Source organism: Leclercia sp., assembly GCF_036780805.1.
Lineage (GTDB): Bacteria > Pseudomonadota > Gammaproteobacteria > Enterobacterales > Enterobacteriaceae > Enterobacter.
On the sequence record NZ_DAIQCE010000001.1, the window covers coordinates 1705533 to 1719984 of the forward strand.

Below are 14452 nucleotides of genomic sequence, written 5' to 3' on the forward strand. Positions count from 1 at the left end.
CAAGGCCTGCCGAAGCAGGCCTCTGAATTTACTGCAACGCGTCCAGAATGTGATACGCCGCCTTCACCCGCTCCGGGTTGGGGTAATTTTTATTCGCCAGCATCACAATGCCGAGATTCTTCTCGGGGATAAAGGCGATGTAGCTGCCAAACCCGCCGGTCGCCCCGGTTTTATGCACCCATGAGGCCATCACCGGCGGCTGCGCCGGGGTGATGGCTCTGGCATCGCGCGCCGCCAGGGCGTATTTGTTATCCGCCCCCTGCTCCAGCGTGCGGGAGGTCACCGGCCAGGTCAGCATCTCCCAACCCAGCCCCTGATACATCTCCCCTACCTGCCAGTAGCGTGACTGGGCGATCGCCACCCCTTTTTTCAGCGACGCGTCCTGAATGCCTTCCGGATAGAGGTTGGCCTGCAACCAGCCCGCCATATCGACGATGGACGTTTTCACCCCGTAGGCTTCGGCATCCAGCATGCCCGGCGAGACGTGTACCGCCTTGCCGTCCCGGTAGCCCCAGGCATAGTTCGCCTGTTCACTGTCCGGGACCCTGACCCAGGTGTGATTGAGGTTTAGCGGTTGCAGCACCCGGCGGGTGAGCGCCTGCTCAAAATCCATCTTCGACGGTTTCACCGCCAGGGCACCAAACAGGCCAATACTGGCGTTGGCATACTGCCGCTTCGTGCCCGGGGCCCACGCTGGCTGCCAGGACTGATAGTACTTATCCAGCGACGCGGCATCGGTGACGTTGTCCGGCACCTGCAGCGGCAGGCCGCCTGCGGTATAGGTCGCCAGATGCAGAAGCGTGATGCCCTCCCACTGCTTGCCCGATAGCGCAGACCCGTATTTGCTTGCCGGATCGCTGAGCGCAATTTCCCCGCGCGCCACCGCGTCGCCGCCCAGCACCCCGGTAAAGGTTTTGCTCACCGAACCCAGCTCAAACAGCGTCTGGCGGGTGACGGGCTTGTTTTTGGCAACGTCTGCCTGCCCCCAGGTGAAGAAGTAGGGTTTGCCCTGATAAATCACCGCCACCGCCATCCCCGGGATCGCCTGCGCCTTCATCAGCGCCGTGATGGTGGGATTAACCACCTGCGCGACCTGCGCCTCCTCCGGCGTGGTGGCCAGGGCGGAGCCGGACAGGCAGACAAGGAGCGCACAGAGCAATGGTTTCTTCATCAGAATGATCTTTATCGACAAGTGAGGGAGGCTATTTTGCCGGTCTGGCGGGAGGATGTAAAACGGGGCCATACAGGCCCCCTTGTTCATGGATAACCTTTAACGTGCCGGTTTGGCGCTGAGCCGTCCCGACTTCTTTAACGCCCGAATGCCAATGCAGGCCAGCAGAATAAGCCCCACCAGCCCGGCGGAGAGCACCCAGTCGTCAGAGGAGTCATTCAGCACCCGGCTACCCAGCAGAACCAGCACCAGCAAGGTGATGCTGATGGTGCTGTACTCTTTTACCACCACCCGACGCCAGTTGAACGAGAAGGTGCGTAACGTCTGGCTCAGGCCGCGCAGGCGGGGCATCAGACGCGGCGTGGTGGCGCAGTAGTCACGGTAGGTGTCGCCAAAACGTCCCAGCAGATAGTGCTCTTCGGCGGCGATAATGCAGGCATAGGCCAGGAAGAACAGCGGGAGGGTGATCGCCAGATACCAGGGGTTATTCGACGCCACGCCAAAACCGACAATCATCAGCAGGTTGCCGAGATAGAGTGGGTTGCGGCAGTGTGCAAACAGCCCGTTCTGCACCAGGTCGTTGGCATAGACGCGCTTGTTACGCCCACCGCGGACTATATAGTCCAGCCCGACGGTGAGAATGCGTATCCCCTGCCCGATCAGGGCGATCAGGCTGCCCAGGATCAGCATCACCTCACTGGCATCGCTGACCCGCTCAAAGCCCGCGAACAGGGTCAGGTACAGCAGGGGAAACAGGGCATTGCGGGTGCGGAATAAGAAATTACCGACAGTGACCATCATTTGACCGCCACCATGCCGCAGAAGTTATACCAGCGGAAGAAGACCTCCACCCGACTGAACCCGGCATCGGCCAGCATCTGTCGGTTCTCGCTCTCCGTATAGGGGATCAGCACATTTTCCAGGGCTTCACGCTTCTGGCTGATCTCCAGTTCGCTGTAGCCGTGCCGCCGCTTCATGTCGTAGTAATACTTGATAAACCGCCGGTTGAGCTCGGGGGAGTCGCAAACCACCTTCTCCACCAGAATCAGCGCCCCGCCGGGATTGAGCGCCTCGGCGATAGACGTCAGCACCGCCCGCCGGTGAACCGGTCGGACGAACATCAGCGTCAGCAGCATCGTGACCACCGCGGTATTTTCCGGGAGCTGCATCTCTTTCAGGTCGTGGCACAGAAAGTGCGGGGTGCGTCCTGAGAGACGTTGTTCAAACTTCGCCCGGCATCTCTCCAGCATCTCCGGGGAGTTATCAATGCCAATAAAGCTGACATCCGGGGCAACCACCCCGTCCATCAGCGCCAGGGTGTTGCCGGTGGCGCACCCCAGATCGCACAGGTAGCTGCCCGGCACGGCATAATCCGCCGCCAGTTCGCTCACCATCCGCTGTATTTCCTGATAAAACGGCACAGAGCGATCGACCATATCGTCAAATACCCCTGCCACCTTCTCATCAAACCGAAAATCTTCGGCTTCTTTTTGCTGTGCAAACACCTTATCCAGAGTCATACGTTTTTCCGGTAAAAAGACATCACAACGTTCCCCCGCCAGGAGAGGACGGGGCCTGAAATTAATTTTTTTATAAGTCAGAATTGAAATGCAGTTGATGGCGCCAGGCTTTAGACAAACTTAGTAACATATAGACGGGAGCAGAAGAGAGTGCCAGTGGGGTTCAACAACATGACACGCTGGCATTGCGATCCTGTAGCCTGGATCCCGATTACGTGCTGCCAAACAGCAGCCGCTCCCCTTCTCCCGCCGCCATCCATTCATTTCCCTTGTTCTGACCTTAACCGGGAGGTCGTCGATCGGGTGGAAAGCGTCTAGACTTGACTGTCCGAGTGGTTAAGGTCGACCCCCCCAATCTGCTTGCACGCAAGTTATTGCCCCAACGACAATTTTCGTGCGCCAGCCCTGACTACCTGAAAACGTTGCAATCTGGAGTGACATGTATGTCTAAACCCAAGCTGTTTACACCGTTACGTATCCGCAATCTTGAACTCGAAAACCGTATCGTGATCGCCCCCATGTGTCAGTATTCCGCCGAAGAGGGCTGCATGACTGACTGGCATACCCTCCATCTGGGGCAACTGGCCCTGTCCGGCGCGGGCCTGCTCACCATTGAGGCGGCAGCCGTCTCCCCTGAAGGCCGAATTACCTACGCCGACGTCGGGCTCTATGATGACAAAACTGAGGAAGCGATGGCCGGAGTGCTCAGGACTATCCGTAAGTGGTCAGATATTCCTGTCGGTATCCAGCTGGCCCATGCGGGCCGCAAAGCCTCGACCTACAAGCCCTGGGATAAGCACGGTCAAATCCCGCCGGATCAGCAGGGTGGCTGGCAAACCTTAGCCCCTTCCGCGGTGCCCTACAGCGAGGGGTATACGATCCCGACCGCCCTCGACAGCAACGGGTTAGCCGAAATTCGCAGCCAGTTCGCAGAGGCTGCAAAACGTGCCGCCCGACTGAATATTGACCTGATCCAGATCCACGCCGCGCATGGCTATCTGTTGCATCAATTTTTATCCCCGCTCTCGAACCAGCGTACGGATAACTACGGTGGGTCGCTGGAAAACCGCGCCCGATTCCCGCTGGAAATCGTCGACGCGGTGCGGGAAGCCTTCCCTGCCGATAAAGCGATCAGCGTGCGTATCTCCGCGACGGACTGGGTTGAGGGCGGATTTAACCTCGAGGAGGCCGTGGCATTCTCGAAAATGCTCGAAGCCCGCGGCGTGGATGCCATTCACGTCTCCAGCGGCGGTCTGCACCCCGATCAGCAGATTGAGGTCTACCCTGGCTATCAGGTACCGCTGGCAAGAGCGGTGAAAGCTGCCGTGAATATTCCGGTGGTGGCGGTAGGGTTAATCACTGACCCCGAGCATGCGGAGTCCATCGTCGCCAGCGGGGATGCGGATATCATTGGTATCGCCCGTGGCGCGCTCTACAATCCGCGCTGGCCATGGCATGCGGCGGCGGAACTGGGGGCTCAGGTGCGTGCGCCCGACCAGTATCTGCGCTGCCAGCCGCACACGCTGAAGAATCTGTTTAAGTCCTGACCTTGCGCAGAGGAAACCCGTGTTTTCACGGGTTTCCGATCGGAATAACGTGTATTCAATGACCCTTACTGTTTCCGGGTGCTGGCGCGGAATTGTAAAGTCGAAGGCAATTCAATGACTTTATCCGTCGGTTTGCCCGCCAGAAGATCAAGCAAGGTTTTTCCTGCAAGCGTGCCCGTTTCACTCCATGGGAATTCAACGGCAGTCAAAGCCGGTGAGCACACCGCGGCAAGGGTACCCCCACTCAAGCTTGCCAATGCCAGGGAATTAGGCACCTTAAGCCCCGCACCGTGGCAGGCCATAATGCAGCCGCAGGCAATTTCATCAGAGGTGCAAATCAGTGCATCCAGCTCTGGCCAGGTGATACGAATATCGCCCAGCAGGTTTAAACCGGTCGTAATGCCTGGGGGTAAATGAGAGGTCACCACGCGATGTGGGGAGTGGTTAACGGAGAGCATGGCGCTGTTCCAGCCGCTCAGTACCTGGCGAAACATGATGTTATTGGAGGCGGTGCAGAGCAGGCCAATATTTTTATATCCGCTCTGCGCGAGTGACGTAACCAGTTTTTTGATGGCCGCAGCGTAGTCAGCCCCGATGCTGACCCACTCTGCATCGCGATTGATGGCGCCAATCTCAACGACCGGCACGCCGGTGTGACTTATCATTTGCGAACAGCTGCTGAGGTTATCAATGTTGAACTGAACAATTGCCGCCGGGTTATAGGCGAGCATTTGCCCAAAGGCTTTTTCCTCACTCTGCCCGCCCTGGCCAGACTCGATAAACATCATGCTGTAGCCCTGGGTCGCAAGCACGGTCTGCAGCGTTTCGGAGACGGCAAGAAATCCTGGGGATGAAAAAGAAGGCACCACGCCCATCACCAGACTGGAATCGGCAGAAGCGAGGCTGCGGGCCTGCAGGTTGGGCACATAACCCAGCTCACTCACCGCCGCTTCGATACGGGTGCGCAGTTCAGGATTCACTTTTTCAGGCATACGTAACGCGCGCGATACGGTCATGGTGCTGACGCCGACCAGTTTTGCAACTTCAGCGAGCGTAATTTTACCGGTATTTTTCCTGCGTTTTTCTGGCGCGCTATCGTCTGCTTGTAACGTCTGCACTGATGTCCTCCTTTCGCCTGTCTGGGCAGCCATTGTAAATGATGTTTAGCATTTTGCGCATTGCCCAACTGCAAAGTAATGATAAGTATGGTCAACCAAGTTAGCGGTAACAAGAATTTTAACATTACAGCCATGTTAGCGCTAACTTTGAGATACAGATCACGGTAAGCCGCGAAGGCATTCCACTATAGTAGATTCACTTTCATTGCTATCGGTGTATTTATGATTACGACCTGGTTACCTGCGGAAAATATCCAGATTGTGGATTCAGTCAGCGACTGGAAACAGGCCATTAGGTTATCTGCTCAGCCATTAATGGCAAAAAAGGCGATTACTGAAGGTTATATTAACGCCATTTTTAACAGCCACCAGGAGCTCGGCCCTTATTATGTTTTAGCGCCTGGTCTGGCAATGCCTCATGCTCGTCCGGAGCAAGGAGCGATTAAAAATGGGTTATCGCTTTTGCATATTAAACAAGGCGTCTCTTTCGACGCGCAAGAGAATGATCCTATTTACGTTGTCATCATGTTATGTGCACTTTCCGGAGATGAGCACATCAATATGATTACAGCCCTGGCGGACATTTTTAGTGATGATGAGCGACTCTCAGCGCTGCTGAAAGCATCATCAATGGAATCAATTCAAAACGTTATCAACGGATAGTGAGGTAGAGATGAAAAAGGTTCTGATTGTTTGCGGTAACGGTTTAGGCAGCAGTTTTATCGTTGAAATGAACGTAAAAAAAATAATTAAAGAACTGAATAAAGAAGCTGACGTCTCCCATACCGATCTGACCTCGGCAAAAAGCGAAACTGCCGATATTATTCTTAGCGCTAAAGATATAGCTGAACATCTCTCCAGCCATTCTGCACAGGTATTTGGCCTATCTAATCTGCTGGATAACAATAAAATTAAAGAAATTCTTTCCGAGAATCTCTGAGTCATTACTTGCGGCCCTACGGAGTTATTCTATGCTGCAGTTTATCATTCACGATGTGTTGGGTACACCCGCAATACTGGTCGGTCTGTTTTCCCTGATCGGCTTATTGTTGCAGAAAAAAGCATTTTCTGAAGTTATTTCAGGAACCCTCAAAACCATTATGGGTTTCGTGATATTAACCTCCGGGGCGGCAATTGTTGCCTCCACGTTAACGACATTTAGTCAGTTATTTGAGCACTCATTCCATATTCAGGGGGTGGTGCCAAATACCGATGCCATGGCCGCTCTGGCGCAGAAAAACTACGGTACCGCGACGGCAATGATCATGGTGCTGGGGATGTTGTTTAACATTGTTCTTGCCCGTATTACGCCGCTGAAGTACATCTTCCTGACCGGGCATCACACGCTGTATATGTCGGCGATGCTGGCTGTCATCCTCTCCGTCGGCGGTCTGACGCCGTTCTGGGTGGTCGTGGTGGGCGCGGTGATCCTAGGCATCATGATGGTGGTTTCTCCGGCTATTCTGCAGCCGTTCACCCGCAAAATAACAGGCACTGATGACCTGGCGCTGGGCCACTTCGGTTCAACCGGCTATCTGCTGTCGGCGCTGGTGGGGAAAGTGGTCGGTAAAGGCAGCCCGTCGATTGAAGAGCTGAAGGTGCCGAAATCGCTGAACTTTCTGCGTGACTCCTCGGTCGCTATCTCGCTGACGATGATGATCCTGTTCGTGATCCTGGTGCTGGTAGCAGGCAAAGAGTTTGTCGAGACCAGCGTCAGTGGTGGCCAGAACTTTATCATCTTCGCCATTATCCAGTCGCTGACCTTCGCAGCAGGCGTGTGGATCATCCTTGCGGGTGTGCGCATGATTATTGCCGAAATTGTGCCGGCGTTTAAAGGCATCGCCGACAAGCTGGTGAAAGATGCCAAACCGGCGCTCGACTGCCCAACCGTCTTTCCATTCGCCCCGAACGCAGTGATCGTCGGCTTCCTGTCAAGCTTTGCCGCCGGCCTGGTGAGCATGTTCCTGTGTCCACTCTTTGGTTTAAGCGTCATTGTTCCAGGCCTGGTGCCCCACTTCTTCTGCGGCGCGACGGCGGGCGTTTACGGCAACATCTGCGGCGGACGTCGCGGCGCGGTGATAGGTGCCTTTGCTCACGGCCTGTTGATTTCATTTTTGCCTGCAATTTTGCTGCCTCTGATGGGCGACCTTGGCTTTGCATCTACCACCTTTGGCGATGCGGACTTCGGTGTTGTTGGCATCATTCTCGGGCATGTCGTGTCACTGTTTAACTAATTGATTCTTATGGAGGTAAGGTATGGCGGCCAAATTTTCGCCCTCGTTAATGTGTATGGATTTAACGCAGTTCAGAGAACAAATTACGGCAATGAACGGTCGGGCTGATTTTTATCACGTCGATATTATGGACGGCAGCTATGTGAAGAACATCACGCTGTCACCGTTCTTTATCGAAAATCTGAAGAAAATTACCGATGTGCCAATTGATGTGCATCTTATGGTGAATCACCCGGAAGATATTATTCCAATGTGCATTGATGCCGGGGCCGATATTATCAGCTTCCATCCGGAGACGGCGAATAACAAAATCTTCCGTCTGCTGAATCAGATTAAAGATGCGGGTCGTCGCTGTGGCGTGGTGTTAAACCCGGCTACTCCGGCAGATGCTATTAAAGAGTACGCGCACCTGCTGGATAAAGTGACGGTCATGTCAGTTGACCCAGGCTATGCGGGGCAAAAATTTATTCCGGAATCGCTCAATAAGATCAAACAGCTGATTGCGATGCGCGAAGCACAGGGTTACCACTACCTGACCGAAATTGACGGCTCCTGCAACGAGAAAACCTTCAACGTTATCTCTCAGTCCGGCGTTGACGTCTTTATTGTGGGAACCTCGGGCCTGTTCTCCCTGGCGGATGATGTCAGCGATGCCTGGGATAAAATGGTCGATATCTACCAGCGCGAAGTCGCTGCCTGAAAATTGCAGTGCGCTCAGCCGTATTGAGCCATTGCGCAGGGTAAAGCGTCTAATTAACCGGTCTGTCTCTTTGCCCCCGCGCTTGATTTGTACGGTTGAGGGCGCTGTACCCCTCTTTTATTAATGAAGGTGAGTTATGAATATTTCGAATGTGCTTAATATAAAAAATATTAAGCTAAACATGACGGCTAAAACCAAAGAAGAAGCAATTGAAGAATTAGCTGACTTATTAGTCCTTGACGGGGCTGTCACTCATAAAGATGTGTTCCTGAAAGATGTCTGGCTACGTGAGGAACAGGGCTCAACTGGATTCGAAAATCATATTGCCATCCCGCATGGGAAATCCGCAGGCGTTGCCCATACGGCACTGGCCATTGGACGAACCCAACATCAAATCCCCTGGGAAACCATGGATGGTAGCGATGTCCGCTGCGTTATTTTATTTGCTGTTTGTTTAGTGGATCAAAATGCCACTCACATCCGATTATTATCACAGGTCTCTGGATCGTTAGCAGATGAGGAGATAATAGAAAAATTACTGAAGGAAAACGATCCCCAAAAAATCATTGATCTCTTGCTCCCTCAAGATGAAGGCATTAACGCTTAATTTACTTATCACCTCTGTTATAGCATCAAAAATAATTACACCCTGGAGAACAGTTATGAATATTGTTGGCGTCACAGCTTGTACTGTAGGCATTGCACATACCTATATTGCACAAAAGAAAATTGAAATAGCCGCAAAAAAAGCCGGGCATAATGTCAAAATTGAAACACAAGGGACAATAGGTATCGAGAATGCCCTCACCGCAGATGAGATAGCCCAAGCCGACATCGTCCTGTTAGCCGCTGATGTTAAAGTGTCTGGTGAAGAAAGGTTCGCCGGAAAGAAAGTCGTCAAAGTACCAACGGAAATGGCGGTTAAATCGCCCAATAAACTTATCGAAAAACTCGGTGAATTAGTCAATTCATAACTTTTACCTGTGCGTATCCTGAACGAATTAAAGGGCGTAATTTATGAATATAAAAGAAATATGGAAAGCAGCAAACCCTAAAGGGCATTTGCTGACGGCTATCTCATACTTGATCCCCATTGTCTGTGGGGCTGGTTTTATTATTGCTATCGGTATGGGTCTTGGCGGTACGGTTCAGGATTCATTAGTGCCGGGTCAGTTTGATCTATGGCAGGCCTTTGCCACTATGGGGGCCAGGGCACTGGGACTCTTACCCGTGGTGATTGCCATCGGCATTTCCGGCTCGATCGCAGGCAAACCCGGTATTGCCCCGGGTTTCGTCGTAGGTCTGGCGGCTAATGCCATTGGTGCGGGTTTCATCGGGGGCATGCTCGGGGGCTACATTTCGGGGTATATCGCTCTGGCGATTATAAAAAATGTCAAGGTTCCGGGCTGGGCTCGGGGTTTAATGCCTACCTTGATAGTGCCCTTTTTTGCATCCATCCTCAGTGCCCTGATCATGGTCTATATCATCGGTACGCCTATTGGCATATTTACCGACGCGCTGACATCTTTCCTGAGAAGTATGGGGACTTCATCTAATTTACTGTTAGGGGCTGTTATTGGGGCGTTATGTATCGTTGACTTTGGCGGGCCGATCAATAAAACGTGCTTCGCATTCGTTTTAACACTTCAGGCTCAGGGTATAAACGAGCCTATTACTGCCCTTCAGCTAGTTAACACAGCAACCCCCATCGGTTTAGGGCTTGCATTTTTTATCGCTAAACTTCTTCGCAAAAATATCTATAATCACGAAGAAATCGAAATGTTAAAATCAGCGGTTCCGATGGGGGTTGTGAATATCGTTGAAGGATCGATACCTATAGTGATGAATGATATCGTCCGGGGTATTACCGCTGCTGCAATCGGTGGCGCTTGTGGCGGTGCGGTCACCATGGTCTACGGTGCCGATGCAACAGTACCTTTTGGTGGCGTGTTGATGATTCCTACCATGTCTCATCCTATGGCGGGTATTATGGCACTGCTGGTAAACATCCTGGTAACAGCCACTGTTTATGCCGTCATTAAAAAAGATGTTCCTCGTGATGTGATTATCAATAACGATCAGGAAGAGGAAGACATCAACCTGGATGACATCAAAATAAGCTAAGTATTCAGGTAGCGACGGGAAATAACAGCCAAAATGCAAAAAACCCTGCGATATTGCTATCGCAGGGTTTTTCTAATTTGGCGGAAGCGTAGAGATTCGAACTCTAGAACCCTTTCGGGTCGCCGGTTTTCAAGACCGGTGCCTTCAACCGCTCGGCCACGCTTCCAAAGTGAGGCGCACTATAAACATCTCTGCGCGCTATGTAAAGGGGAAATTGAAGAAACTGAAAATGTTCCGGTTTTTCTCCGGCGCAGTTGTCTACACCTTGGTGCAAACGTTGAGATCGTAATCCGGATAAGCGCTCAGAACCCTGCTTCTCACATCGCGCAGCCGTTGAAGACTCGGAGGCGCATTTATCCACGACTCAGGCCATAATGGCGTCGATTTGCTCCTGCGTAAATGCCACGACGAGGACAGAAATCGGGCAGAGCGCGGCGATAACCGCCATGGTTAATGGCCGTTTTTTTTCATATTATGGTTATCTCCATAGAGTTGAATTTTATTCAGACAATAACCACCCCGTTCCGGATTGACAGAATACGTTGTTATTATCAGAACAAGTTGCTTTATTTTATTACGTTATTTCACTATCGCAGTAAGATAATCCTCAAACGTGAACCGCGTCGCAAAAACACCCTTATATTTCCATCACTTTTATAGCTCTGTACCTGAGCTATTTAGAGGTTCTATATACCCCTGTGTTTTGACGATCACAGAAGTAAAAAAACATAATTAATTAATTTAAAAACGTAATGGATTCTCCCGCCTCACCTGTGTCAGAAAGAGCCTGACATTCATAAAGCAAATCGGAGATCGGATTAGAATGCGTAAAAAAATAATGCAAAGCCGGCATGATGAATATCATAAATTATCTCGTGGGGAGCGCATTGGCTACGGGATGGGGGACTTTGCGCAAAACCTGGTGTTTGGCACGATCGGTGGTTTTCTGGCGCTTCATATGTTGACGGTAAATACCATCGGTACCGCCACGGCAGGATTCATATTTCTTTTTGTCCGCATCATCAACGTATTTTGGGATCCAATGGTCGGCACCTATGTTGACAAAAGAAGTTCAAAGGCGGGGAAGTATCGCCCCTGGATTTTAAGGGCGGGCGTTCCGCTCGTTATTCTTTCCGCGTTACTTTTTGCGCCCATTCCTGGCGTCAAGGGTTCCGTTCCCTTTGCATTTATGGTTTATCTGGCGCTGGATCTGGTTTATTCCGTGGTGAACATTCCTTATGGTTCACTCAATGCCTCATTGACGCGAGATCCTGACTCTATCGATAAACTGACCAGTACGCGCATGATGCTGGCCAATAGTGCCAACCTTCTGGTCTATACCCTCTTTCCCATGTTTGTCCAGATGGCCTCGCCAAAGGATCGCAGCCTCAAGGATACGGGGTTCTTTGGGCTTGAACTCAATATGGGGAACTATACCGATCCCTCCGCGAATTACGCCTGGTTTGGTGTTTACTCGATTTATATGGTAATTGGAGCCGTTGCACTTTTTATTTGCTACAAATTCACCAAAGAACGCGTTGTTGCCTCAGCAGAACAAACGGCTAACGTCAAAACGACAGATTTATTCCTTGAACTCAAAAATAATCGCCCACTGGTTATTCTCGGTTTATTTTTCATGCTGGCCTTCACATTTATGTTCTTCATGAATACGGTGAATGGCTTTTTCAATCAGTATGTTGTCGGTCATTCCGAATGGATGGGTGCCGTGGGCCTTGTCGCATCAATTCCGGGTATTCTGTTCCCCATTTTCTGGCCAAAACTGAAAAAAATCTTCGGTAAAAAAGGCTTCTTCCACATCTTCCTGGGCATGTTTATCGTCGGGGAATTACTGACTTACGTTTGGTCCCGCGAGGGGATGCATGATGCACTTTGGCTGGCTTACATCGCCACGTTTATTAAGCAATGGGGTTTAACCTCGGCGACCGGATTCATGTGGGCACTGGTGCCTGAAGTGATTGCTTATGGTGAATTAAAATCAGGTAAGCGCAATGCTGCCATCATCAATGCCATTATGGGCCTCTTTTTCAAGATTGGTTTTACTATCGGCGGCGCGATTCCACTGTGGTTACTGGCTGCTTATGGCTTTAACGAAACCGGCGCACAGCAAAGCATGAATGCTATCGACGGAATAATTGTCACCGCAGTTTGGATCCCCATTGTTTTAGCGTTTATCTCGATGGTCGTAATTCACATTTACCCCATCTCAGATAAACACGTTACAGACATTAATCGTCAGCTTGATGCGATCCGCGTCTAGTCGAAGAAATAGATAAGTTAGAAAAACGTTAAAAGGTAGAATGTTATGTCGCTTATTCAGAACCCTGTACTGCCTGGTTTTAACCCAGACCCGAGCATTATTCGTGTAGAAGATACCTACTATATTGCAAACTCAACGTTTGAGTGGTTTCCCGGCGTTCGTTTACATGAATCCAAAGACCTGCAAAACTGGAATCTGCTGCCCAGCCCATTATCAACCACAGCGCTATTAGATATGCGCGGCAACCCTTCGTCAGGGGGGATTTGGGCACCGGCGCTTTCATACGCAGAGGGCAAATTCTGGCTGGTCTACACGGATGTGAAAATCACCGAAGGTGCTTTTAAGGACATGACCAATTATCTGACCACCGCCACAGATATTCGGGGCCCCTGGACGGATCCCATTAAACTTAATGGCGTCGGGTTTGATGCGTCACTGTTCCATGACGACGATGGGCGTAAATATGTAGTGCAACAAACCTGGGATCATCGGGAGTACCATCATCCCTTTGATGGCATCACCTTAACGGAGCTGGATACCCGGACGCTAAAATTAAAACCTGAGACAGCGCGCACGATTTATCGCGGCACTGCCGTTGCACTTGTTGAGGGGCCACATCTCTATAAACTGAACGGCTATTACTATCTTTTCGCCGCTCAGGGCGGGACGGTGTTCACCCACCAGGAGGTGGTTGCGCGTTCCAGAACCTTAGAGGCCAACAGCTTCGAAACAGAGCCCGGTGAGGTATTCTTAACCAACGTCGATAAGCCAGACAGCTATATCCAGAAGCAGGGTCATGGTGCCCTGGTTTCGACGCCCGGCGGTGAATGGTATTACGCCTCGCTTTGCGCACGTCCGTGGAATCGGCCCGGTGAGTCAGTCTACGACCCTCGGGGTTGGTCAACCCTAGGCCGGGAAACCTCTATTCAGAAAGTCTACTGGGATGAAGATGGCTGGCCGCGTATTGCAGGAGGCCATGGTGGAAAAACCTTTGTCGAAGGGCCAGCCGATGCCATTTTCACCGAAAGCGCAAAAGATCATAGCCAACACGATGATTTCACCACTGCGACACTCGACATTAACTGGAATACGCTCCGTGTCCCGTTTACCGAAAAAATGGGCACCACGGGCGAGGGAAAACTGACCTTAACGGGACAGGGTTCTTTAGCGAATACCCATGACCTCTCGCTGATTGCCCGACGCTGGCAGGCCTTTTATTTTGATGCTCAGGTCAAAGTCAAATTCAATCCATTTAGTTATCAACAGATGGCAGGCTTGACGAATTATTATAATGACCGTCACTGGAGTTTCATTTTCATTACCTGGAATGAAATTAATGGTTCGGTGATCGAAATAGGTGAAAACAACCGTGGGAAATATACGTCTTATTTGAAAGATAACGCCATCAAGATCCCGGAGGGGACAGAATACGTCTGGTTCCGCACGAAAGTTCGGAAAGAAAGCTATACCTATGAATACAGCTTTGATGGCGTCACTTTCACTGAGATCCCGGTCAAACTGGATGCCGCGATACTGTCAGACGATTATGTTCTGCAAAGCTATGGTGGGTTCTTTACCGGGGCGTTTGTTGGCCTCGCGGCCGTTGATTACTCGGGTTACGAAACCAGCGCAGACTTTTATGACTTCGTTTATCAGGAGCTGGGCGATACGTTGACGGGAAATGATGCGTATAGCTGGGACGCAAGCGAATTGCGTGTGAATTAAGTAAACGAAAAGCCCTGCGATATCGCTATCGCAGG

The 14452-nt window shown here is 51.3% G+C and carries 14 protein-coding genes, 1 tRNA gene and 1 pseudogene; 10 read left to right on the forward strand and 6 right to left on the reverse strand.

Going from position 1 to position 14452, the window contains the following annotated elements; genetic code table 11:
- Positions 1 to 28 precede the first annotated feature (28 nt).
- The 3 genes from ampC to cmoA all read right to left on the reverse strand — a co-directional run bounded on the left by ampC (position 29) and on the right by cmoA (position 2691).
- Positions 29 to 1174: a CMY2/MIR/ACT/EC family class C beta-lactamase gene (ampC, locus tag V7Q49_RS08120; protein ID WP_333850512.1), complete on the reverse strand. Its 1146-nt coding sequence runs from the start codon at positions 1172 to 1174 to the stop codon at positions 29 to 31.
- 96 nt (positions 1175 to 1270) lie between these two features.
- Entirely contained in the window at positions 1271 to 1972 is a 702-nt protein-coding gene (locus V7Q49_RS08125) for a methyltransferase family protein (protein ID WP_333850214.1), read from the reverse strand.
- Complete coding sequence (gene cmoA / locus V7Q49_RS08130; protein ID WP_333850215.1) at positions 1969 to 2691, reverse strand: carboxy-S-adenosyl-L-methionine synthase CmoA; 723 nt, start codon at positions 2689 to 2691, stop codon at positions 1969 to 1971. Before cmoA ends, V7Q49_RS08125 begins: the two co-directional genes overlap by 4 nt.
- A gap of 443 nt (positions 2692 to 3134) precedes the next feature.
- Here cmoA and V7Q49_RS08135 point away from each other — a divergent pair, with 443 nt between their 5' ends.
- Positions 3135 to 4238 (forward strand): NADH:flavin oxidoreductase/NADH oxidase, encoded by a 1104-nt coding sequence (locus tag V7Q49_RS08135; RefSeq protein WP_333850216.1) that lies wholly within the window; start codon positions 3135 to 3137, stop codon positions 4236 to 4238.
- 65 nt (positions 4239 to 4303) lie between these two features.
- Here V7Q49_RS08135 and V7Q49_RS08140 read toward each other — a convergent pair whose 3' ends face one another.
- The gene (locus V7Q49_RS08140) at positions 4304 to 5356 is read right to left on the reverse strand and encodes a LacI family DNA-binding transcriptional regulator (protein WP_333850217.1); all 1053 of its coding nucleotides are present in this window, start codon (positions 5354 to 5356) and stop codon (positions 4304 to 4306) included.
- A 222-nt stretch (positions 5357 to 5578) separates the two neighbouring features.
- Here V7Q49_RS08140 and V7Q49_RS08145 point away from each other — a divergent pair, with 222 nt between their 5' ends.
- From V7Q49_RS08145 to V7Q49_RS08175, 7 genes are all read left to right on the forward strand, one after another.
- Positions 5579 to 6019, forward strand: a complete 441-nt coding sequence (locus tag V7Q49_RS08145) for a PTS sugar transporter subunit IIA (protein ID WP_333850218.1) — start codon at positions 5579 to 5581, stop codon at positions 6017 to 6019.
- 10 nt (positions 6020 to 6029) lie between these two features.
- Positions 6030 to 6296, forward strand: a complete 267-nt coding sequence (locus tag V7Q49_RS08150; RefSeq protein ID WP_333850219.1) for a PTS sugar transporter subunit IIB — start codon at positions 6030 to 6032, stop codon at positions 6294 to 6296.
- Between the two features lie 31 nt (positions 6297 to 6327).
- The gene (locus V7Q49_RS08155) at positions 6328 to 7590 is read left to right on the forward strand and encodes a PTS ascorbate transporter subunit IIC (protein WP_333850220.1); all 1263 of its coding nucleotides are present in this window, start codon (positions 6328 to 6330) and stop codon (positions 7588 to 7590) included.
- Positions 7591 to 7612: 22 nt separating this feature from the next.
- Positions 7613 to 8290, forward strand: a complete 678-nt coding sequence (alsE, locus tag V7Q49_RS08160; protein ID WP_333850221.1) for a D-allulose 6-phosphate 3-epimerase — start codon at positions 7613 to 7615, stop codon at positions 8288 to 8290.
- 136 nt (positions 8291 to 8426) lie between these two features.
- A complete protein-coding gene (locus V7Q49_RS08165) occupies positions 8427 to 8897 on the forward strand; it encodes a PTS sugar transporter subunit IIA (protein WP_333850222.1) in 471 nt (156 codons plus the stop codon).
- A gap of 55 nt (positions 8898 to 8952) precedes the next feature.
- Positions 8953 to 9264: a PTS fructose transporter subunit IIB gene (locus V7Q49_RS08170; RefSeq protein ID WP_333850223.1), complete on the forward strand. Its 312-nt coding sequence runs from the start codon at positions 8953 to 8955 to the stop codon at positions 9262 to 9264.
- Between the two features lie 43 nt (positions 9265 to 9307).
- Positions 9308 to 10414 carry a PTS fructose transporter subunit IIC gene (locus V7Q49_RS08175; RefSeq protein WP_333850224.1) on the forward strand — a complete coding sequence of 369 codons (1107 nt, stop codon included), beginning with the start codon at positions 9308 to 9310 and terminating at the stop codon, positions 10412 to 10414.
- Between the two features lie 78 nt (positions 10415 to 10492).
- On the opposite strand, the gene V7Q49_RS08180 is transcribed toward V7Q49_RS08175, so the two are convergent.
- Together V7Q49_RS08180 and V7Q49_RS08185 are read right to left on the reverse strand one after the other, a co-directional pair.
- Positions 10493 to 10580: transfer RNA gene (locus tag V7Q49_RS08180), tRNA-Ser, on the reverse strand.
- Positions 10581 to 10781: 201 nt separating this feature from the next.
- Positions 10782 to 10862, reverse strand: a pseudogene (locus tag V7Q49_RS08185) (carbohydrate porin); the annotation flags it as partial.
- Between the two features lie 390 nt (positions 10863 to 11252).
- Here V7Q49_RS08185 and V7Q49_RS08190 point away from each other — a divergent pair.
- Together V7Q49_RS08190 and V7Q49_RS08195 are read left to right on the forward strand one after the other, a co-directional pair.
- Positions 11253 to 12692 carry an MFS transporter gene (locus tag V7Q49_RS08190; protein ID WP_333850514.1) on the forward strand — a complete coding sequence of 480 codons (1440 nt, stop codon included), beginning with the start codon at positions 11253 to 11255 and terminating at the stop codon, positions 12690 to 12692.
- A 45-nt stretch (positions 12693 to 12737) separates the two neighbouring features.
- A complete protein-coding gene (locus V7Q49_RS08195; protein ID WP_333850225.1) occupies positions 12738 to 14417 on the forward strand; it encodes a glycoside hydrolase family 43 protein in 1680 nt (559 codons plus the stop codon).
- Positions 14418 to 14452: the final 35 nt, after the last annotated feature.

Coding starts and splice junctions, on each gene's coding strand:
- V7Q49_RS08125 (WP_333850214.1), bottom strand. CDS start 1,972: ATGATGGTCACTGTCGGTAATTTCTTATTCCGCACCCGCAATGCCCTG.
- cmoA (WP_333850215.1), bottom strand. CDS start 2,691: ATGACTCTGGATAAGGTGTTTGCACAGCAAAAAGAAGCCGAAGATTTT.
- V7Q49_RS08135 (WP_333850216.1), top strand. CDS start 3,135: ATGTCTAAACCCAAGCTGTTTACACCGTTACGTATCCGCAATCTTGAA.
- V7Q49_RS08145 (WP_333850218.1), top strand. CDS start 5,579: ATGATTACGACCTGGTTACCTGCGGAAAATATCCAGATTGTGGATTCA.
- V7Q49_RS08150 (WP_333850219.1), top strand. CDS start 6,030: ATGAAAAAGGTTCTGATTGTTTGCGGTAACGGTTTAGGCAGCAGTTTT.
- V7Q49_RS08155 (WP_333850220.1), top strand. CDS start 6,328: ATGCTGCAGTTTATCATTCACGATGTGTTGGGTACACCCGCAATACTG.
- alsE (WP_333850221.1), top strand. CDS start 7,613: ATGGCGGCCAAATTTTCGCCCTCGTTAATGTGTATGGATTTAACGCAG.
- V7Q49_RS08165 (WP_333850222.1), top strand. CDS start 8,427: ATGAATATTTCGAATGTGCTTAATATAAAAAATATTAAGCTAAACATG.
- V7Q49_RS08170 (WP_333850223.1), top strand. CDS start 8,953: ATGAATATTGTTGGCGTCACAGCTTGTACTGTAGGCATTGCACATACC.
- V7Q49_RS08175 (WP_333850224.1), top strand. CDS start 9,308: ATGAATATAAAAGAAATATGGAAAGCAGCAAACCCTAAAGGGCATTTG.
- V7Q49_RS08190 (WP_333850514.1), top strand. CDS start 11,253: ATGCAAAGCCGGCATGATGAATATCATAAATTATCTCGTGGGGAGCGC.
- V7Q49_RS08195 (WP_333850225.1), top strand. CDS start 12,738: ATGTCGCTTATTCAGAACCCTGTACTGCCTGGTTTTAACCCAGACCCG.